Annotated in this window: 17 protein-coding genes, 1 pseudogene and 1 riboswitch; of the genes and pseudogenes, 14 read left to right on the top strand and 4 right to left on the bottom strand. The window is 72.6% G+C overall.

The annotated features are described in order from the left end of the window. Positions 1 to 97 precede the first annotated feature (97 nt). Positions 98 to 739: a class II aldolase/adducin family protein gene (locus ACH4RC_RS10050; RefSeq protein ID WP_398197660.1), complete on the bottom strand. Its 642-nt coding sequence runs from the start codon at positions 737 to 739 to the stop codon at positions 98 to 100. Positions 740 to 832: 93 nt separating this feature from the next. On the opposite strand from ACH4RC_RS10050, the gene ACH4RC_RS10045 reads away from it, so the two are divergent. The 8 genes from ACH4RC_RS10045 to ACH4RC_RS10010 all read left to right on the top strand — a co-directional run bounded on the left by ACH4RC_RS10045 (position 833) and on the right by ACH4RC_RS10010 (position 10,376). Continuing rightward, on the top strand, positions 833 to 1,576 hold the full coding sequence (locus ACH4RC_RS10045; RefSeq protein ID WP_398197658.1) for a lysozyme: 744 nt from the start codon (positions 833 to 835) through the stop codon (positions 1,574 to 1,576). A gap of 235 nt (positions 1,577 to 1,811) precedes the next feature. Further along, positions 1,812 to 3,107, top strand: a complete 1,296-nt coding sequence (locus ACH4RC_RS10040) for an anion permease (protein WP_398197656.1) — start codon at positions 1,812 to 1,814, stop codon at positions 3,105 to 3,107. A gap of 13 nt (positions 3,108 to 3,120) precedes the next feature. After that, positions 3,121 to 3,342 (top strand): hypothetical protein, encoded by a 222-nt coding sequence (locus tag ACH4RC_RS10035; protein ID WP_398197653.1) that lies wholly within the window; start codon positions 3,121 to 3,123, stop codon positions 3,340 to 3,342. Between the two features lie 159 nt (positions 3,343 to 3,501). Next, positions 3,502 to 3,572: riboswitch (cobalamin riboswitch) on the top strand. Between the two features lie 80 nt (positions 3,573 to 3,652). Next, positions 3,653 to 4,615 (top strand): cobalamin biosynthesis protein, encoded by a 963-nt coding sequence (locus ACH4RC_RS10030; RefSeq protein ID WP_398197902.1) that lies wholly within the window; start codon positions 3,653 to 3,655, stop codon positions 4,613 to 4,615. An 8-nt stretch (positions 4,616 to 4,623) separates the two neighbouring features. Continuing rightward, entirely contained in the window at positions 4,624 to 6,135 is a 1,512-nt protein-coding gene (locus ACH4RC_RS10025) for a cobyric acid synthase (protein WP_398197899.1), read from the top strand. A 163-nt stretch (positions 6,136 to 6,298) separates the two neighbouring features. After that, complete coding sequence (locus ACH4RC_RS10020; RefSeq protein ID WP_398197651.1) at positions 6,299 to 8,386, top strand: putative cobaltochelatase; 2,088 nt, start codon at positions 6,299 to 6,301, stop codon at positions 8,384 to 8,386. Then, the gene (cobO, locus tag ACH4RC_RS10015; RefSeq protein WP_398197649.1) at positions 8,386 to 8,985 is read left to right on the top strand and encodes a cob(I)yrinic acid a,c-diamide adenosyltransferase; all 600 of its coding nucleotides are present in this window, start codon (positions 8,386 to 8,388) and stop codon (positions 8,983 to 8,985) included. Before ACH4RC_RS10020 ends, cobO begins: the two co-directional genes overlap by 1 nt. Then, on the top strand, positions 8,979 to 10,376 hold the full coding sequence (locus ACH4RC_RS10010) for a cobyrinate a,c-diamide synthase (RefSeq protein WP_398197647.1): 1,398 nt from the start codon (positions 8,979 to 8,981) through the stop codon (positions 10,374 to 10,376). Before cobO ends, ACH4RC_RS10010 begins: the two co-directional genes overlap by 7 nt. 2 nt (positions 10,377 to 10,378) lie before the next feature. On the opposite strand, the gene ACH4RC_RS10005 is transcribed toward ACH4RC_RS10010, so the two are convergent. Beyond that, on the bottom strand, positions 10,379 to 11,110 hold the full coding sequence (locus tag ACH4RC_RS10005; protein WP_398197644.1) for a ZIP family metal transporter: 732 nt from the start codon (positions 11,108 to 11,110) through the stop codon (positions 10,379 to 10,381). A gap of 39 nt (positions 11,111 to 11,149) precedes the next feature. Between ACH4RC_RS10005 and ACH4RC_RS10000 the strand changes: the two genes are divergently transcribed. The 3 genes and pseudogenes from ACH4RC_RS10000 (at position 11,150) to cobC (ending at position 13,008) form a co-directional block, all read left to right on the top strand. Next, on the top strand, positions 11,150 to 11,554 hold the full coding sequence (locus tag ACH4RC_RS10000; RefSeq protein WP_398197643.1) for a cobalamin biosynthesis protein: 405 nt from the start codon (positions 11,150 to 11,152) through the stop codon (positions 11,552 to 11,554). An 11-nt stretch (positions 11,555 to 11,565) separates the two neighbouring features. Next, positions 11,566 to 11,781 (top strand): annotated as a pseudogene (locus ACH4RC_RS09995) (hypothetical protein); the annotation flags it as partial. 132 nt (positions 11,782 to 11,913) lie between these two features. Beyond that, on the top strand, positions 11,914 to 13,008 hold the full coding sequence (gene cobC, locus ACH4RC_RS09990; RefSeq protein ID WP_398197897.1) for an Rv2231c family pyridoxal phosphate-dependent protein CobC: 1,095 nt from the start codon (positions 11,914 to 11,916) through the stop codon (positions 13,006 to 13,008). Between the two features lie 326 nt (positions 13,009 to 13,334). Here the strand turns inward: cobC and ACH4RC_RS09985 are convergent, their stop codons facing one another. Next, the gene (locus ACH4RC_RS09985) at positions 13,335 to 14,279 is read right to left on the bottom strand and encodes an SCO1860 family LAETG-anchored protein (RefSeq protein WP_398197641.1); all 945 of its coding nucleotides are present in this window, start codon (positions 14,277 to 14,279) and stop codon (positions 13,335 to 13,337) included. 366 nt (positions 14,280 to 14,645) lie between these two features. Next, positions 14,646 to 15,749, bottom strand: coding sequence for an amidohydrolase family protein (locus ACH4RC_RS09980; protein WP_398197639.1), 1,104 nt, complete (start codon positions 15,747 to 15,749; stop codon positions 14,646 to 14,648). A 96-nt stretch (positions 15,750 to 15,845) separates the two neighbouring features. Between ACH4RC_RS09980 and ACH4RC_RS09975 the strand changes: the two genes are divergently transcribed. The 3 genes from ACH4RC_RS09975 (at position 15,846) to ectB (ending at position 19,217) form a co-directional block, all read left to right on the top strand. Further along, positions 15,846 to 16,952 carry a pyridoxal-phosphate-dependent aminotransferase family protein gene (locus ACH4RC_RS09975; protein WP_398197636.1) on the top strand — a complete coding sequence of 369 codons (1,107 nt, stop codon included), beginning with the start codon at positions 15,846 to 15,848 and terminating at the stop codon, positions 16,950 to 16,952. A 407-nt stretch (positions 16,953 to 17,359) separates the two neighbouring features. Next, positions 17,360 to 17,872: a diaminobutyrate acetyltransferase gene (gene ectA / locus ACH4RC_RS09970; RefSeq protein ID WP_398197633.1), complete on the top strand. Its 513-nt coding sequence runs from the start codon at positions 17,360 to 17,362 to the stop codon at positions 17,870 to 17,872. Between the two features lie 73 nt (positions 17,873 to 17,945). After that, a complete protein-coding gene (gene ectB, locus ACH4RC_RS09965) occupies positions 17,946 to 19,217 on the top strand; it encodes a diaminobutyrate--2-oxoglutarate transaminase (RefSeq protein WP_398197630.1) in 1,272 nt (423 codons plus the stop codon). Positions 19,218 to 19,246: the final 29 nt, after the last annotated feature.

Here is a 19,246-nt window from a genome sequence, read left to right as displayed (position 1 = left end):
CAGGACCGGGACCCGTACAGGACCGAGGCCCGTACAGGACCGGGACCCGTACAGGACCGAGGCCCGTACAGGACCGGGACCCGTACCGGACCGGGCGTCAGGGTTGCCCGTATTCGTTCAGGCGCTCGCCCGTCTCCCGCAGCTGCGCGTCGGACAGGAGCGACGGGGCGCGGCCCGGGACGGAGTGGGCGGTGAGCCAGAGGCGGCACATCCACTCCAGCTGCGCGGTGCGGTCGTAGGCGGCGGCGAGCGTGTCCCCGTAGGTGAGGGTGCCGTGGTTGCGCAGGAGGCAGCCGGTGCGGCCGGCCAGGGCGGCGAGCACGCTGTCGGCCAGCTCCTGAGTGCCGTACGTGGCGTAGGGGGCGACCCGGATCCGGCCGCCCAGGGCCGCCGTCATGTAGTGGATGGCGGGCAGCTCGGTGACGAGCGTGGAGACGGCGGTGGCGTGCACGGCGTGGGTGTGCACGACGGCGCGCGCGTCCGTGTGCCGGTACACGGCGAGGTGCATCGGCAGCTCACTGGTGGGCGCGAGGGCGCCGGTGTGCCGCTCACCGTCGAGGCCGACGGCAACGAGGTCGTCCGGGCCGAGCCGGTCGTAGGGCACGCCGCTGGGGGTGGTGAGGACGGTGTCCCCGACCCGTATGGAGACGTTGCCGGAGGTGCCGACGACGAGGCCGTCGCGGACGGTCCTGCAAGCCGTCTCCACCAATTCTTGCCACGCCTGCTCGAGTTGCGTCATGCGGAGCATCCTGTCAGGCATCCTAAGTCGCATATGGGTACAAAACGACCACAGACGCCGATGCGGGCTGTGCCGAGCAGATACGGGGGAAACATGGCTCGTGATCACCGACCGTCCCATCGCCGCGCCCGCCTCGCCGTGGCGACCTCGGTGGCCGCTCTCACGCTGGGGGCGGCCACTCTCGCCGAGCCGCCCGCGCAGGCGGCGGCCAAGCCGAGGGGGCACGACGTGTCCTCGCACCAGAAGAAGGTGAACTGGGCGAAGGCCAGGAAAAAAGGGTCCCGGTTCGTCTACGTGAAGGCGACCGAGTCGACCTCCTACAAGAACCCCTACTTCACCCAGCAGTACAACGGCGCCCGCCGCGCGGGCATCATCCGGGGCGCCTACCACTTCGCCCTGCCGAACAGATCCTCCGGCAGGGCGCAGGCCTCGTACTTCGTGCGCAACGGCGGCGACTGGTCGCGGGACGGGTGGACGCTGCCGCCCGCGCTCGACATCGAGTACAACCCGTACAGCAAGGCCAAGTGCTACGGCATGAGCAAGGCCGGGATGGTGTCGTGGATCAAGTCCTTCAGCGCCGAGACCCGGCGCAGGACCGGCCGGTATCCGGTGATCTACACCAATGCCCGCTGGTGGAGGCTGTGCACCGGCAACAGCCGCGCCCTCGCCGCCAAGCATCCCCTCTGGCTCGCGCACTACAGCAGGAGCGCGGGCCCGCTGCCCGCCGGATGGTCCTTCTACACGTTCTGGCAGTACGACAACGGCGGCAGGCTGCCGGGTGACCAGAATCTCTTCAACGGGTCGATGACCCAGTTGCGGCGTTTCGCCAAGGGGTAGGAGGGCGGGGATCCGACGCCGCGCCAAGCCCTCCGGAACCCGCGATTCCGGGCCTTTCGGAGGGCCGGCGGGGGCCCGGCGGGAGGCCGATCCGGAACCGCGCACACCGCGCCGCGCGAAGCAGGGTGAGATCACTCCGGATCGGGTCACCATGACGCCCCGCCCAGTTCATCTTCCGTTCACCCTGCTTACTTACGTTCAGCTTGCCACTGACGTCCAACCGAAGCCTGGGTAAATGGAACACATCACGCTGCTCCTGGCGATCGTGATCGTTACCGCGCTGGTCTTTGATTTCACCAACGGTTTCCACGACACGGCCAACGCGATGGCGACGACCATCTCGACGGGCGCCCTCAAGCCGAAGACGGCGGTGGCCATGTCCGCCGTACTGAACCTCGTCGGAGCGTTCCTCTCCGTGGAGGTCGCCAAGACCATCTCCGGCGGCATCATCAACGAGGACGGACTCAAGACAGAGGTCATCTTCGCGGCGCTCGTCGGCGCCATCCTCTGGAACCTCGTGACCTGGCTGGTCGGGCTGCCGTCCAGCTCGTCGCACGCGCTGTTCGGCGGCCTCATCGGCGCGGCGGTCATGTCGATGGGCTGGTCCTCGGTGAACGGCGGCACCGTCGTCACCAAGGTGCTGCTCCCCGCGGTCGCCGCACCGCTCGTCGCCGGTCTCGCCGCGATGCTCGCCACGCGCCTGACCTACCGCATCAGCAGGCACACCGACGAGAGGGCCACCTCGAAGGGGTACCGCGCCGGGCAGATCGCCTCCGCCGGGCTCGTCTCCCTCGCCCACGGCACCAACGACGCGCAGAAGACGATGGGCATCATCACCCTCGCCCTGATCACCGGCGGCGTCCTCGCGCCGGGCGCCAACCCGCCGCTGTGGGTCATCGTCTCGGCCGGTCTCGCCATCGCGATGGGCACCTACCTGGGCGGCTGGCGGATCATCCGCACGATGGGCAAGGGCCTGACCGAGCTCGCGCCGCAACAGGGCTTCACCGCCCAGACCAGCGCCGCGACCGCGATCCTCGCCTCCTCGCACATCGGCTTCTCCCTCTCCACCACCCAGGTCTGCTCGGGCGCCGTGATGGGGGCCGGGCTCGGCCGCAAGGGCGGTGTCGTCCGCTGGTCGACCGCCACCCGGATGTTCGTGGCGTGGGGCCTGACCCTGCCGGCCGCCGGTCTGGTCGGCGCGGGCGCCGAGTACCTCACCAAGCAGGGGCCCTGGGGCATCGGCCTGACGGCGGCGCTCCTCATCGGCGGCTCCGCGGTCATCTGGAAGCTGTCCCGCCGCGAGACCGTCGACCACACCAGCGTCACCCCGGACACGCCGGGCGCCGCGGAGGAGCCCGCCGGGGTCATAACCACGGCCATCGCCGCGGTCTCCCCGCCGCCGGTCGCCGCGGTCGCGGAGGCCGGGACCCCGGTCCCCGTCGACCTGAAGTCCACGATCCCCGCGATCCCCTCCCCCGCCACGGCCCCGGCCGCGGCCGACCCCGCGCGCCCCGCCGGCGCCACGCTGTAAGGAACCGACAGCCATGAACATCGACTGGGCGGCCCTCGGCTCCGTCTTCGGCGTCAGCCTCGCGACCACGGTGGCCCTGGTGGGCCTGTTCACCCTCGGCATCGTCGGCCTCTCCAAGCGCGAGGCGGCGACCCGGCGCGGCGCCTCGGCGACGGCGCTCACATCGGGCGCGTACGTGTGCTTCGCGCTGTGCGCGGCGGCCGTGGCGTACGGGATCTTCCTGATCGTGGCCTGAGATCGCCTGGTGGTGAGGGGCGGGGCGCATCGCGACCCGCCCCTCACCCTTGTCCGCGTCCTGTGGGTCTCCCCACACTGCGCTCACCCAGGTCAACAGCAAGTTGACGCGCCTTCGCGCTGCGTGGTGGACTTCCCAGGCCATATTCGGCAGCAGTCCGAGGAAGCCGGTGCGAATCCGGCGCGGTCCCGCCACTGTGAGCCCTCTGTCGGGGGGCGAGCCAGGAACTCTCTGCTGCCGGTCTCGTCGAACCAGGGCGTGGACACCCTGAGTGAGGACAACTACCACCATGTTCGCCCCGCGCGGCACGGTGCGGGCCGAGCGCGTGTTCGCGTACGGGGCCGCAGCCGGACTTGTAGCCGACCAGTTGTTCGGTGATCCGCGTCGAGGGCACCCCGTCGCCGGTTTCGGCCGGGCCGCGGGGGCTGTCGAGCGAACGCTGTGGCGGGACCACCGTGGGTGGGGCGCCGCGCATGCCGTGGTCTGTGCAGGCGGCGCCGCCGCATTGGGCGCCTTGGCCGGTCGGGCGGCCCGGAGATCCTCCGTCGCCTCTGTCGCGCTGACCGCCGTCGCCACCTGGGCCGTCGTCGGCGGGACCTCGCTCGGCCGGGAGGCCCGGGGCGTCGGGGCCGCCCTGGAGGCCGGGGACGTGGAGCTGGCCCGGGAGCTGCTGCCGCGTCTGTGCGGGCGGGATCCGCAGGGGCTCGACGCGGACGGGATCGCGCGCGGGGTCGTCGAGTCCGTCGCCGAGAACACCTCGGACGCCGTGGTCGGCGCGCTGGTGTGGGGGGCCGTGGGCGGTGTGCCGGGGCTGCTCGCCTTCCGGGCCGTGAACACGCTCGACGCCATGGTCGGGCACAAGTCCGCCAGGTACCGCCGGTTCGGGTGGGCCTGCGCCCGCCTCGACGACGTCGCCGGATGGCCCGGGGCCCGGCTGACCGGCGCCCTCGCCGTGCTCACCGGCGGGCGCCCCCGGGAGGCCGCCCGCGCCTGGCGTGCCGACGCGGGGCGCCATCCCAGCCCGAACGCGGGCGTCGTCGAGGCGTCCTTCGCGGGCGCGCTCGGGGTACGGCTCGGCGGGACGCTCGCGTACGGGGGCCGGGTCGAGCACCGGCCCGTCCTCAACGCCGCCGGGCGTCCGGTGCGGGTGGAGGACGTCGAACGGGCCGCGCGGCTGTCGCGGCGGGTGAGCTGGACGGCATGGGGAGTGTGCGTGGGCGGGCGGTTGTGGTGGGCGCGGCGTCGAGCGGCGAAGGCGGGTGCGGGCCGATGAGCAGGTCGATGACAGGGGGCGGGCTGCTCGTCGCGGGCACGACCTCCGACGCCGGGAAGAGCGTGGTCACGGCGGGGATCTGCCGGTGGCTCGTACGGCAGGGCGTGAAGGTCGCGCCGTTCAAGGGGCAGAACATGTCCCTGAACTCGTTCGTGACGCGCGAGGGCGCCGAGATCGGCCGGGCGCAGGCCATGCAGGCGCAGGCCGCCCGGGTCGAGCCGACCGCGCTCATGAACCCGGTGCTGCTCAAGCCCGGCGGCGACCGCAGCAGCCAGGTCGTGCTCATGGGCAGGCCGGTCGGCGAGATGAGCGCGCGCGGGTACCACGGGGCGCGGCAGGGCGCGCTGCTCGACACCGTCGTGGGGTGCCTGGAGGAGTTGCGGGGCAGCCATGACGCTGTGATCTGTGAAGGCGCCGGCTCCCCGGCCGAGATCAACCTGCGCCGTACCGACATCGTGAACATGGGCATCGCGCGGGCGGCCCGGCTGCCCGTGCTCGTCGTCGGCGACATCGACCGGGGCGGGGTCTTCGCCTCCTTCTTCGGGACGACGGCGCTGCTCGCGCCCGAGGACCAGGAGCTGCTCGCCGGGTATCTGGTGAACAAGTTCCGGGGCGATGTCAGTCTGCTCGAACCGGGCTTGGACATGCTCAAGTCCCTGACGGGCAGAGCGACTTACGGGGTGCTCCCCTACCAGCACGGGCTCGGCATCGACGAGGAGGACGGGCTCCGCGTGTCCATGCGGGGCGCCGTGCGCGAGTCAGTGGTGGCGCCGCCCGTCGGCGCGGACGTGCTGCGGGTCGCCGTGTGCGCGGTGCCGCTGATGTCGAACTTCACGGACGTCGACGCGCTGGCCGCGGAACCGGGTGTCGTCGTCCGGTTCGTGGACCGTGCGGAGGAGCTGGTCGACGCCGATCTGGTGGTCGTGCCGGGCACGCGCGGGACCGTCAAGGCTCTGGAGTGGCTGCGGGAGCGCGGGCTCGCGGACGCGCTCGCGCGGCGGGCCGCCGAGGGGCGCCCGGTGCTCGGCATCTGTGGCGGGTTCCAGCTGCTCGGGGAGCGCATCGAGGACGAGGTCGAGTCCCGGGCGGGCGTCGTGGACGGGCTCGGGCTGCTTCCCGTACGCGTACGGTTCGCCCGTGAGAAGACGCTCGCGCGTCCGGTGGGTGAGGCGCTCGGCGCGTACGTCGAGGGGTACGAGATCCATCACGGGGTCGCTGAGGTCCTCGGCGGGGAGGCGTTTCTCGACGGGTGCCGGGTGGGGGCCGTGTGGGGGACGCACTGGCACGGGTCCCTGGAGTCGGACGGGTTCCGGCGGGCCTTTCTGCGGGCGGTCGCCGACGCGGCCGGGCGGCGGTTCGTACCCGCCCCCGACACGTCGTTCGCGGCGCTGCGCGAGGAGCAGCTGGACCGGCTCGGGGATCTGGTCGAGCGGTACGCCGACACCGATGCGTTGTGGCGGTTGATCGAGGGGGGCGCTCCGAAGGGGTTGCCGTTCGTGCCGCCCGGAGCGCCGTCGTGAGCGCGGGCCGGGCGGGTCGCCCCCGCCGCCCCTTCCCGTCCCGTCCCCGGGGGCCGCGCCCCCGGACCCTCCACAGTTCGTGCGTACGTGCAGGTTCGTGGGGGTGCGCCGCGCAGTTCCCGGCGCCCCCAAGTAGTTCTCGTTCACCGGAGGTTGACCGCTGATGCCCACTCCGTACCCGTTCACGGCCCTGGTGGGGCAGGACGATCTGCGGCTCGCTCTCCTGCTCAACGCCGTGTCGCCCGCCGTCGGCGGGGTTCTCGTGCGCGGCGAGAAGGGGACCGCCAAGTCCACCGCCGTGCGCGCCCTCTCCGCGCTGCTGCCCGACGTGGACGTCGTCCCCGGGTGCCGGTTCTCCTGCGCGCCGGGGGCGCCCGACCCGCAGTGTCCGGACGGGCCGCACGAGGCCGGGCCCGGCGTACAGCGGCCGGCGCGGATGGTCGAGCTGCCGGTCGGCGCCTCCGAGGACCGGCTCGTCGGGGCGCTCGACATCGAGCGGGCGCTGGCCGAGGGCGTGAAGGCGTTCGAGCCGGGCCTGCTCGCGGACGCGCACCGCGGCATCCTCTACGTCGACGAGGTCAACCTCCTCCACGACCACCTGGTCGACCTGCTGCTCGACGCCGCCGCCATGGGCGCCTCGTACGTGGAGCGCGAAGGCGTCTCCGTACGGCACGCCGCGCGCTTCCTCCTCGTCGGGACGATGAACCCCGAGGAGGGCGAGCTGCGGCCGCAGTTGCTCGACCGGTTCGGCCTGACCGTGGAGGTCGCCGCGTCCCGGGTACCGGAGCAGCGCGTGGAGGTCGTCAGGCGGCGGCTCGCGTACGACGACGACCCCGACGGGTTCACCGCGCGCTTCGCCGGGGACGAGGCCGACGTGCGGGAGCGGATCGCCGCCGCGCGGGCCCTGCTGCCTCAGGTGCGCCTCGGCGACAAGGCGTTGACGCGGATCGCCGCGACCTGCGCCGCGTTCGAGGTGGACGGCATGCGCGCCGACATCGTGATGGCCAGGACCGCGACCGCGCTCGCCGCCTGGGCGGGGCGCACCGATGTGCTCGCGGAGGACGTGCGGCAGGCCGCGCTGCTCGCGCTGCCGCACCGGCGCCGCCGCAACCCGTTCGACGCGCCGGGCCTGGACGAGGACAAGCTCGACGAGACGCTGGACGAGTTCGGCCCGGACGACGATCCGGAGCCCGAGGGGCCGGACGGCCAGGGTCCCGATGACGGCGGTCCCGATGACGGCGGTCCCGGCGGTGGTGGCGGGCTGCCTCCGCAGAGCGGGCCCGAGCAGGACGCCCCCGGCCCACAGGACACCGCCGACGCGCAGGACACCGCCGACGCGCAGGAATCCTCCGGGGAACCCGCGGCGCCTTCCGCCCCGCGCGGAGCGCAGGAGCAGCGTCCCGTCTCCCCCGGCGAGCCCTTCCGTACGAAGATGCTGAGCGTCCCGGGCCTCGGTGACGGCGCCGCCGGACGCCGGTCGAGGGCGCGGACCGAGCACGGCCGCACGACGGGCGCCGTACGGCCCCGGGGCACCCTGACCAAGCTGCATCTGGCCGCCACCGTGCACGCGGCGGCCCCGCACCAGCGGGCGCGCGGGCGGTCGGGCCCCGGGCTGGTCGTGCACCGTGACGACCTGCGGCAGGCGACGCGCGAGGGCCGCGAGGGCAACCTCGTGCTCTTCGTCGTGGACGCCTCCGGTTCGATGGCCGCGCGGCAGCGGATGGGCGCCGTGAAGGGCGCCGTGCTGTCTCTCCTCCTCGACGCGTACCAGCGGCGCGACAAGGTGGGGCTCGTGACGTTCCGCGGGTCCGGCGCCGAAGTGGCGCTGCCGCCGACGTCGAGCGTGGACACGGCCGCCGCGCGGCTGGAAACGCTGCCGACCGGTGGGCGTACACCGCTGGCCGCCGGGCTGCTCACCGCGCATGAAGTACTGCGCGTGGAGCGGCTGCGGGACCCGGCGCGCCGGCCGCTGATGGTCGTCGTCACCGACGGGCGGGCCACGGGCGGGCCCGAGCCGGTGAAGCTGGCGGGCCGGGCGGCAGGGCTGCACGCCGCCGGGGGTGTCGCGTCCGTGGTCGTCGACTGCGAGTCGGGCATGGTCAGGCTCGGGCTCGCCGGGCAGCTCGCCGGTCAGCTGGGCGGCAGCGTCGTCACCTTGGACGAGCTGCGCGCGGACGCCATCGCCGGGCTCGTCAAGGACGTACAAGGACAAGCGCAAGGACCGCACCAGACCCGCAGGAGGGCCGCCTGATGCCGCAGGGACAGCCGAGTGTCGTACCGGACGACGGACTGACGACGCGGCAGCGCCGCAACCGTCCGCTGGTGTTCGTGCACACGGGCGTCGGCAAGGGGAAGTCGACAGCGGCCTTCGGGCTCGCGCTGCGCGCCTGGAACCAGGGGTGGCCGATCGGGGTGTTCCAGTTCGTCAAGTCGGCGAAGTGGAAGGTCGGCGAGGAGAACGCGCTCAAGGTGCTGGGCGCCTCCGGCGAGGGCGGCACCGTCGACTGGCACAAGATGGGCGAGGGTTGGTCCTGGGTCCAGCGTGACGACCAGGCCGACAACGAGGAGAAGGCCCGCGAGGGCTGGGAGCAGGTCAAGCGGGACCTGGCCGCCGAGACGTACAAGCTGTACGTGCTCGACGAGTTCGCGTACCCGCTGCACTGGGGCTGGATCGACGTGGAGGAAGTGGTGGAGGTGCTGCGGGCGCGGCCCGGCACCCAGCACGTCGTCATCACGGGCCGCAACGCGCCCGACAAGCTCGTGGAGTTCGCCGACCTCGTGACCGACATGTCGAAGGTGAAGCACCCGATGGACACGGGCCAGAAGGGCCAGCGGGGCATCGAGTGGTGACGTCCGCATCCGCCGTGCCCCGCCTGGTCGTGGCCGCGCCCGCGTCCGGTTCGGGCAAGACGACCGTGGCCACGGGCCTGATGGCCGCGTTCGCCGAGCGCGGCCTCGCCGTGTCGCCGCACAAGGTCGGGCCCGACTACATCGACCCGGGCTACCACGCCCTCGCGACCGGCCGTCCGGGCCGGAACCTGGACGCGTACATGTGCGGTCCCGACCTCGTCGGCCCGCTGTTCGCGCACGGCGCGCAAGGCTGCGACCTGGCTGTCGTCGAAGGCGTGATGGGCCTCTTCGACGGGGTCTCCGGGCAGGGCGAACTCGCCTCGACCGCGCATGTCGCCAAGCTCCTCAAGGCGCCCGTCGTGCTCGTCGTCGACGCGTCGTCGCAGTCCCGCTCGGTGGCGGCGCTCGTCCACGGCTTCGCGTCGTTCGACCCGGAGGTACGGCTCGCGGGCGTCATCCTCAACAAGGTCGGCTCGGACCGCCACGAGGAGCTGCTCCGCGAGGCGCTGGAGGAGGTCGGCGTCCCGGTGTTCGGGGCGTTGCGCCGCGCTCCGCGAGTGGAAACGCCCTCCCGCCATCTGGGCCTGGTCCCGGTGGCCGAGCGAAGCGCCGGGGCGGTGGAGTCGGTACGGGCAGCGGCGCAGATGGTCCGTGAGGGCTGCGACCTGGAGGGCCTCCTGGCACTGGCGAGAACGGCCCCGCCCCTGACGGCAGAGGCGTGGACGCCGGCCCTGCCAGAGGCGCGGGGAACTGCGCGACCAGCCACAACGGCGCCGCACCCGCCGGCGAAACCGATCGTGGCAGTAGCAGGGGGCGCGGCCTTCACCTTCTCCTACACCGAGCACACAGAACTGCTCACCGCGGCAGGCGCCCAGGTGGCCGCCTTCGACCCCCTGAACGACGAACACCTCCCCGAGGGCACCACAGGCATCGTCATAGGCGGCGGCTTCCCGGAGGTCTACGCGCCCGAGCTGTCCGCCAACGGACAGCTCCGCAAGGCCGTCGCCGAACTGGCCCGCACGGGCGCCCCGGTGGTCGCGGAATGCGCGGGGCTCCTGTATCTCGCCAGGTCCCTCGACGGCCAGGAGATGTGCGGGGTCCTCGACGCCGAGGCACGGATGACGAAGCGGCTCACGCTCGGCTACCGGGACGCGGTCGCCGTCTCCGACAGCGTGCTCGCCCCGGCGGGGACGCGGCTGCGGGGCCACGAGTTCCACCGCACCGTCCTCGAACCGGGCGCGGGCCCGTCCCCGGCGTGGGGCATGCGGCTCCCGTCGCCGCGCGTCGAGGGCTTCGTACAACAAGGTGTGCACGCCAGCTATCTGCACACGCACTGGGCGGCGCTCCCGGACATCGCCCGGCGTCTCGTGGAGCGGTGCGCCGCGCCGTGACCTCAGCCCGCGATGCCCACGACGAGCCAGATGAACGCCGCTCCGGCGACCGTGCACAGCAGGGTCGAACGGGCCGGGTGGTCGTGGTGGGCCTCGGGCAGGATCTCGGCGGCGGCCAGGTAGAGCAGGACGCCGCCGAAGAAGCCGAGATAGCCGCCGAGCAGTTGCTCCGGAATGGTGAACAGGAGCGTGGAGGCGGCGCCGACGACGGGCGCCGCCGCGTCGGCCAGGAGCATGATCGTCGCCTTGCGGCGGGCGTTCCCGTACAGGCGCGTGATCGTGTACGTGTTGAAGCCGTCGGCGAAGTCGTGGGCGATCACCGCGAGCGCCACGGCGACGCCCATGCCGCCGCCGACCTGGAACGCGGCGCCGATCGCGATGCCGTCCATCATGCTGTGCCCGACCATCGCCCCGGCCGCCGTCAGGCCCACCTCGGGGACCCGGCCGCCCTCGTGCTCGTCGGCGCCGTGGGCGGCCTGGCGCTGGGCGAGGAGGTGTTCCAGAACGTGCGCGGCGAGGAACCCGGCGACGAAGAGCAGCAGCGCCGCGGGCACCCCGAAGACCGGCCCGTCGGCCGCGTCGAGCGCCTCCGGCAGCAGGTCGAGCCCGACGACGCCGAGCATCAGGCCGCCCGCGAGTCCGAGCACCAGATGGCGCCGGTCGGTGACCCTCCTCGCGGTCCAGCCGCCGACCAGGGTCATCACAAAGGCGCCGAGCGCCACGAACACCGCCATGCGCCTTTGCTAACCCATGCGGCACCCTCGGCGCACGTCGTGGTGGTCGGGGTCGGGGCACGTGCCGGGGTGGGCGCCGACGAGGTGCTCGGACTCGTCCGGGCCGTCCTCGACGAGGCCGGTGCCGGGCCGGACGGCGTGGTCGCCCTCGCGACCGTCGAGGCGAAAGGCCGGGAGCCGGGGCTCGTGGCGGCGGCCGGGGCGCTCGGGGTGCCGCTCGTGTCGTACGCGGCCGAGCTCCTGGCCGCTGTGCCGGTGCCGCATCCGTCGGCGCGGGTGGGCGCGGTCGCCGGTACGGCGTCGGTCGCCGAGGCGGCCGCGCTGGCCGCGTCGCGGGGTGTGCTCGTGGTGCCGAAGCGGGTGTGGCGCGGGCGGCTCACCTGCGCGGTGGCCGCCGTCGGTCCCGACTGCCCCTTGAACCTCTCGCTGGTCACTAGTCGCTAGGAGTCCGCTTCGTGCTCACCCCTCCCCCGGCCCTGCTCGCCGCCCTGGCGCGGTGCGCCGACCGCTTCCCGTCCGGGCGGGACGATGTGGTGGTCCTGCTCGTGGGACGCGGTTCGGCCGACCCCGCCGTGAACGCCGAACTCGCCGCCGCCGCACGGTTGTTGTGGGAGGAGGGAGGTTTCGCCGGGGTCGAGCCGGCGTTCGTCTCGGGTGCTTGGCCGGATGTGGCCTCCGGGCTCGACCGGTGCGCCGCGCTCGGGGCGCGACGGATCGTCGTCCAGCCGTACGAGGATGTCGCGGATGCCGGCTCGGGTGAGTTCCGGGCGCGGGCCCAGGAGTGGGGCGGTGCGCATCCCGGCGTGGAGGTGCGGCTCGGGGCGTCCCCCGTACCGGCGGGTGAGGAGGACGGCCCCGATCTGCGGCATCACGGGGACGCCGAGGTGCGGGACGACGGCGAGAAGCTGACCGACCTCGCCGTGAACGTCCGGACCGGTACGCCGCCCACGTGGCTGCGGGAAGACATCGCCGCTTCCCTTGAGGGGCTCGCGGCGTATCCGGACGGGCGCGCGGCCCGCGCGGCGGTCGCGGCCCGGCACGGGGTGCCCGCCGAGCGGGTGCTGCTCACGGCGGGGGCGGCGGAGGCGTTCGTACTGCTCGCGCGGGCGCTCGGGGTGCGGCGGCCGGTCGTCGTACACCCCCAGTTCACGGAGCCGGAGGCGGCGCTCGCCGACGCGGGGCATGTGGTGGGGCGGGTGGTGCTGCCGGAGTCCGACGGGTTCCGGCTCGACGCCGCGCTGGTGCCGGAGGAGGCGGATCTCGTCGTCGTCGGCAATCCGACGAACCCCACGTCCGTCCTGCACCCCGCCGAGGAGATCGTCCGGCTCGCGCGGCCGGGGCGGGTGCTCGTGGTCGACGAGGCGTTCATGGACGCGGTGCCGGGTGAGCGGGAGGCGCTGGCCGGGCGGACGGACGTACCCGGGCTCGTGGTGCTGCGGAGTCTGACCAAGACGTGGGGGCTCGCCGGGCTCCGGGTCGGGTACGTGCTCGCCGAGCCGGAGATCATCGCGGCGCTCGGGCGGGCGCAGCCGTTGTGGCCGGTGTCCTCGCCCGCGCTCGTTGCCGCGCAGGCGTGTGTGTCCGCGCGGGGGGTTGCCGAGGCGGAGAGCGCGGCTCGGGCGGTTGCCGCGGACCGGGCCCATCTGGTGGGGCTGCTCGAGGGGCTGGCGGAGTTCGGGGTGGAGGTGGCGGGGCCTGCGGAGGGGCCCTTTGTGTTGCTGCGGGTGCCTCAGGCCGGTGTGGTGCGGGAGTTGTTGCGGGGGGCCGGGTTCGCTGTGCGGCGGGGGGATACGTTTCCGGGGCTGGGGGTGGAATGGGTGCGGGTCGCTGTGCGGGGGCGGGAGGTCAGTGCCGAGTTTGTGGCCGGGCTGAGGGGGGTTCTGGGTTCCTTCGGGTGAGGGGGCCGGGCTTGCGCCTTCGCGCCGTGAGTGGTTGGGGTGGTCCCTGCGACGCGCGGTCGCCTGTGGTTGCTCGCGCCGTTCCCCGCGCCCCTGACGGGGCGCCTGGCCCCGGTGGCGATCCGCGGGTTCATCGTGGCTGCTCGCGCCGTTCCCCGCGCCCCTGACGGGGCGCCTGCTCCCGGTGGCGATCCGCGGGTTCGTCGTGGTTGCTCGCGCCGGTCCCCGCGCCCCCGGTGGGGATGCGCGGGGTCGTCGTGGGCTGCTCGCGCCGGTCCCCGTGGTCCTGGCGGGGCGCCGGGTGTTCGGGGCCCCGCCGTCTCGGGTTATGCCCTTGCTCGGTTCCTGCGGGTCATCGCTACCGCTGCGCCGCCCGCTGCCAGGAGGAGTACCGCGCCGCCCGCGATGTAGGGGGTGGCTGAGCTGCCGCCCGTTTCGGCCAGGTCGGCCGGGGGCTCTTCCTTGGTGCCCTGGGGGACGATCGCGTCGGGGGTCGGGGTGGAGACCGCCGGGGTCTCCTTCCCGGGAGCGGGGGGCTTCGGGGACTCGCAGGTGGCGCCGGCCAGGGTGACCTCGCCGTCGACCTCGGCGACGTTCAGCTTCAGGGGGTTGACCGAGACCTTGAGCCGGAGTGCGGAGGCCGCCGCCGTACGGGACGTCGTCGAGGTGGAGGAGAGGGCCAGGGAGACCTCGCCGACACCCGGGACCCTGACCTCCGTCGTGCCGCCCGCGGTCAGCGTGACCTTCTTGCCGAGGACCGTGACGGAGCCGAGCAGATTCGATTCCGCAACCGGCTTCTCACCCGCCTCGCACCGGGCCTTGGACGTGACCTGGTCCACCTCGATGAGGGAGAGCAGCGGCAGGCCGGGGACGTGCACCTTGGCGTGGACGAGCTGGGTGAAACCTTCCGCCTTCTTCGCGTCGACGGTCGCCTCCGCCTTCGCGACGTCCGCGCGCAGCACGTTGAACGGGCGGCCGTTGTCGACACCGTCCAGGTTCACGCTCAGCGCGGTCTTCTCGGCGCTCGCCGGGGCCTGCACCTCGTTGAGCGCGACCTTGAGGGGGACGTTCACCGTCTTGTTCAGGAGGGAGACGTCCAGGCCCGTGCGGAGCACGACCGCGCCGGCCTTGCCGCCGTGGTCGCCCGTCGCCGCGGCGGGGCCGGCGGCGGCGAGCGCGGCGGGTCCGGCGGCGAGCACGGTCGCGACGGCCGTCACGGCGAGGCGGCGGGCGGTCGTACGCGGTGCGGTGGTGACAGTGGAGCTGGGCATGCTGGTGGGACCCCCAGGAGAGGACAGAACAGATTCGGATTCAGGACAGGCGATGGTCAGAACAGATCCCCCTCGGCGGGCGCGCACAGGGACAGCACGTGCGCCGCCGACGGTGTCGACTGGTCATCGATGAGGGAATCTTTACGCACTGAGGGTGAACGGGCGGCAACCCTAGGTCAGTTCACCCCAACGAGGGGTTTTAGCTCGCATCTTCGAATCCGGGGGCTCGGATGTTCCCCGCCGTCCCCCTGATCTCACCCGAGCTGCTCATCTCCCGGGTACGCCGGTTGACCGCGAGGGCGCCGCGAAGCCGTGTGCAACGAGCAGCCGCCCGCCCGGGTAACGCTGCGTCAACCCAGGCGGCTTCTAGCCGACCACCCTCCCCCGCAGCACGATCGCGCGCGGAGCGGCCAGGACCCGTACGTCCTCGCGCGGGTCCGACTCGTACACCACCAGGTCCGCCGGGGCGCCCTCCTCCAGGGCGGGGCGGCCGAGCCAGGCGCGGGCGCCCCAGGCGGTGGCCGAGAGGGCCTCCACCGCAGGGATGCCCGCCTTGACCAGTTCGGCGACCTCGCCCGCGACGAGGCCGTGGGCGAGGGAGCCGCCCGCGTCCGTGCCGACGTAGACCGGGATGCCCGCGTCGTAGGCGTTGCGCACGGTGTCGTAGCGGCGGTCGTACAGCCGGCGCATATGGGCCGACCAGCGCGGGAACTTCTCCTCGCCGCCCTTGGCGAGGTCCGGGAACGTGGCGATGTTGACCAGGGTCGGAACGATCGCGACGCCGCGCTCGGCGAAGAGCGGGATCAGGTCGTCGGTGAGGCCCGTGGCGTGCTCGACGCAGTCGATGCCCGCCTCGACGAGGTCGCGCAGCGAGTCCTCGGCGAAGCAGTGGGCGGTGACGCGGGCGCCGAGCCGGTGCGCCTCGGCGATGGCGTCCTCGACGGCGCCGCGCGGCCAGCAGGCGCCGAGGTCGCCGGTGGAGCGGTCGATCCAGTCGCCGACGAGCTTGACCCAGCCGTCGCCGCGCCGGGCCTCCCGGGCGACGTAGGCGGTGAGGTCCCCGGGTTCGATCTCGTGGGCGTAGTTGCGGATGTAGCGGCGGGTGCGGGCGATGTGCCGGCCCGCGCGGATGATCTTCGGCAGGTCCTCGCGGTCGTCGATCCAGCGGGTGTCGGACGGCGAGCCCGCGTCGCGCAGGAGCAGCGTGCCGCTGTCGCGGTCGGTCAGTGCCTGCTTCTCGGCGGTCCCGGCGGGGACGGGGCCGTGGGCGTCGAGGCCGACGTGGCAGTGGGCGTCCACCAGGCCGGGCAGCGCCCAGCCGTGGACCGTCGTCACGTCCGGGCCCGGGGTGCGCGGGCGGTCGTAGGTGACCTTGCCGTCGATCACCCACAGTTCGTCGCGTACGTCGTCGGGTCCGGCCAGGACCCGTCCGGTCACGTGCAGCGCCCCCGCCGGGCTCGGCTCACTCATGCGCGAAGCCTATGAAACGGGTGGGTACGCTCGACAGCGGCATCTGTCCGAACCCGTGAGCACCTGTCCGAACCCGTGAGCGAAGAGAGCATCACCGTGACGCATCCGTTTCTCGATCTGGCCCCCCTGAGCGCCGAGCACTTCGCCGCCGTCGAGGACCGTGTGGCCCGTCTCCTGCGAACCTCCGCGTCCCAGGACGTCGTGATCATGCAGGGCGAGGCGCTGCTCCCGCTCGAGGGCGCGATCCGTGGCGCCGCCGGGCCCGGCACCGTGGCGCTCAACGTCATCACGGGCCCGTACGGGCAGACCTTCGGCGACTGGCTGCGCGACTGCGGGGCCACCGTGCACGACCTGGCGGTGCCCTTCCACACGGCGGTGACGGCCGGGCAGATCAGGGAGGCGTTCGCCGAACATCCCGACATCGACTTCGTCTCCCTCGTGCACGCGGAGGCGGCGACCGGCAACACCAACCCCGTCGCGGAGATCGGTGAGGTGGTCCGGGAGCACGGCGCGCTGTTCTACCTGGACGCCGTGGCGTCGATCGCCGCCGAGCCGGTACTGCCGGACGCCTGGGGCGTGGACCTGTGCGTGATCGGCGCGCAGAAGGCGATGGGCGGACCGGCCGGGGTCTCGGCCGTGTCGGTGAGCGCGCGGGCCTGGGAGCGGATGGCCGCCAACCCGCAGGCGCCGCGCCACTCCTACCTCTCGCTCCTGGACTGGAAGCAGCGCTGGATCGACGGCGGCCGGAAGGCCCTGCTCCACGCGCCCGCCCAGCTGGAGATGCTCGCGCTCGAGGCGTGCGTGGAGCGGATCGAGAGCGAGGGGCTCGACGCCCTGATGGCCCGTCACGCGAGCGCGGCGGCGGCGACCCGCGCCGGAACCCTGGCTCTGGGCGGGGGGCTCGAGCCGTACGTGCACGAGGCGCGGGACGCCGCGCCGGTCGCCACGACGCTGCGGGCGCCCGCCGGGACGGACGCGCGTGAGCTGGTCGCGAAGGCTCTCGCCGTGGACCCGGTGCTGCCGCTCGTGGCGGGCGGGGGCGCCCTGGCCAAGGAGATGATCCGGGTCAACCACTACGGTCCGCAGGCGACGCGCGGTGTCGTGCAGTCCTCGCTCGCCGCGCTCGGCGGGGCGCTCGCGGAGGCCGGGTGCGCGGTGGACCTGGAGGGTGCGCGGAAGGCCGTCGCCGCCGCCTGGGCATAAAAGGCGATCCTCCGCCGAAACAGACCGAAGCAATTCCGCCGTCCACAAAGTGGCGCCGCCCATTTCCGGGCGGCGCTTTTCTTTATCTTCCGCAAGAACTACTGAACTACATTCTTCCGCTTATTATCGGAGCAGCTTCCCGTACTGCTTCTGCCCGGTTCGACGGAACGTAAACACTAAGATTTCAACAACGCGAGTCGTCGTGAATCGGACACGCTTCCGACCAGGCAGAACGGTGTGACGTACTCCACACCAACGGTGTTATGCCCTATTTGTACACGGCAAATCGGCATATATCTCCGCCCACTCATGCGCGTGCTCACCTGCGCGCGATAACACAGATCGCCGCGCCACGTAACCCTGCTCGCAGATGCAATCCCAGAAATTGCTGGGTAAATTCAATTTGCATGACCGCCGTACAAGCGAAATTCCAGCTCGACCAGCCCGGCGTGGCCGACGGTGCCGCGATCTGGCGTATCGCACGCGACTCCAAGGTTCTCGACCTCAACTCCTCGTACAGCTATCTGCTGTGGTGCCGTGACTTCGCCGCCACCTCCGCGGTGGCGCGGGACGAGACCGGCGCGGTCGCGGGGTTCGTCACCGGGTACACACGGCCGGACCGACCGGGCACTCTGGTCGTATGGCAGATAGCCGTGGACTCCGCCCACCGCGGGCACGGTCTGGCCGGCGAACTCCTGGACGGTCTGGCCGCGAAGGCCGTCGCCGAGCGGCAGGTCACCACCGTCGAGACGACGATCACGCCGGACAACGAGGCGTCGCAGGCGCTGTTCCGCTCCTTCGCCCGCAGGCACGGGGCCGGCGTGGAGCGCACCGTCCTGTTCGACGCCGGGCTCTTCCCCGACGACGGGCACCTGCCGGAAGAGCTGTACCGGATCGGTCCGCTCGCGCCCGCCGCCTAGCCGGCCGAGCCCCACAAGCCGAAGCCATGCAAGCCGACCCCCCGCTACTCCCCTCCCAAGAGGAGCATTCGCTGTGACCATCACCCAGCCGGACCTGAGCGTCTTCGAGACCCTTGAGTCGGAGGTGCGCAGCTACTGCCGCGGCTGGCCCACCGTCTTCGACCGGGCCCACGGCAGCCGTATGTACGACGAGGACGGCCACGAGTACCTGGACTTCTTCGCCGGCGCCGGTTCACTCAACTACGGCCACAACAACCCTGTGCTGAAACGCGCGCTCATCGACTACCTGGAGCGCGACGGCGTCACGCACGGCCTGGACATGTCGACGACGGCGAAGCGCAACTTCCTGGAGTCCTTCCAGAACATCATCCTGCGCCCGCGCGACCTCCCCTACAAGGTCATGTTCCCGGGCCCGACGGGCACCAACGCCGTCGAGTCCGCGCTGAAGCTGGCCCGCAAGGTCAAGGGCCGCGAGTCGATCGTCTCCTTCACCAACGCCTTCCACGGCATGTCGCTCGGCTCGCTCGCGGTGACCGGCAACGCGTTCAAGCGGGCCGGCGCGGGCATCCCGCTGGTGCACGGCACGCCCATGCCGTTCGACAACTACCTGGACGGGCAGACGCCGGACTTCATCTGGTTCGAGCGGCTCCTCGCCGACCAGGGTTCCGGCCTGAACCAGCCCGCCGCCGTGATCGTCGAGACGGTGCAGGGCGAGGGCGGCATCAACGTCGCCCGCGCCGAGTGGCTGCGCAAGCTCGCCGACGTGTGCGAGCGCTGGGACATGCTGCTCATCGTCGACGACATCCAGATGGGCTGCGGCCGCACCGGCGCCTTCTTCTCCTTCGAGGAGGCGGGCATCACCCCGGACATCGTGACCGTCTCCAAGTCCATCAGCGGGTACGGGCTCCCCATGTCCCTGTGCCTGTTCAAGCCGGAGCACGACGTCTGGGAGCCCGGCGAGCACAACGGCACGTTCCGCGGCAACAACCCCGCCTTCGTGACGGCGTCCGCCGCCCTGGAGACGTACTGGACCGACGGTCCGGCCATGGAGAAGCAGACGCTCGCCCGCGGCCAGCAGATCGAGGAGGCCCTCGTCGCGCTGCGCGACGAGTTCCGCGACGAGACCGTGCAGTACCGCGGCCGCGGCCTCGTGTGGGGCCTCGAGTTCCGCGACAAGGAGCGGGCCGGCAAGGTCGCCAAGCGCGCCTTCGAGCTCGGCCTGCTGATCGAGACCTCCGGCCCGAACAGCGAGGTCGTCAAGCTCCTCCCGGCGCTGACGATCACGCCCGACGAGCTGGAAGAGGGGCTGCGCACGCTCACCAGGGCCGTGCGCGAGACCGCCTGACATCCCTCAGGGAACGCAACAGAGAGAGG

It is taken from the genome of Streptomyces sp. NPDC016845 (assembly GCF_044332585.1).
Taxonomy (GTDB): domain Bacteria; phylum Actinomycetota; class Actinomycetes; order Streptomycetales; family Streptomycetaceae; genus Streptomyces.
This window is presented reverse-complemented; position numbering and strand designations above follow the sequence as displayed.

Bases quoted from the DNA above. Each gene is read 5' to 3' on its own strand.
- ACH4RC_RS10050 (WP_398197660.1), bottom strand. From the start codon at position 739: ATGACGCAACTCGAGCAGGCGTGGCAAGAATTGGTGGAGACGGCTTGC.
- ACH4RC_RS10045 (WP_398197658.1), top strand. From the start codon at position 833: ATGGCTCGTGATCACCGACCGTCCCATCGCCGCGCCCGCCTCGCCGTG.
- ACH4RC_RS10040 (WP_398197656.1), top strand. From the start codon at position 1,812: ATGGAACACATCACGCTGCTCCTGGCGATCGTGATCGTTACCGCGCTG.
- ACH4RC_RS10035 (WP_398197653.1), top strand. From the start codon at position 3,121: ATGAACATCGACTGGGCGGCCCTCGGCTCCGTCTTCGGCGTCAGCCTC.
- ACH4RC_RS10025 (WP_398197899.1), top strand. From the start codon at position 4,624: ATGACAGGGGGCGGGCTGCTCGTCGCGGGCACGACCTCCGACGCCGGG.
- ACH4RC_RS10020 (WP_398197651.1), top strand. From the start codon at position 6,299: ATGCCCACTCCGTACCCGTTCACGGCCCTGGTGGGGCAGGACGATCTG.
- cobO (WP_398197649.1), top strand. From the start codon at position 8,386: ATGCCGCAGGGACAGCCGAGTGTCGTACCGGACGACGGACTGACGACG.
- ACH4RC_RS10005 (WP_398197644.1), bottom strand. From the start codon at position 11,110: ATGGCGGTGTTCGTGGCGCTCGGCGCCTTTGTGATGACCCTGGTCGGC.
- ACH4RC_RS09985 (WP_398197641.1), bottom strand. From the start codon at position 14,279: ATGCCCAGCTCCACTGTCACCACCGCACCGCGTACGACCGCCCGCCGC.
- ACH4RC_RS09980 (WP_398197639.1), bottom strand. From the start codon at position 15,749: ATGAGTGAGCCGAGCCCGGCGGGGGCGCTGCACGTGACCGGACGGGTC.
- ectA (WP_398197633.1), top strand. From the start codon at position 17,360: ATGACCGCCGTACAAGCGAAATTCCAGCTCGACCAGCCCGGCGTGGCC.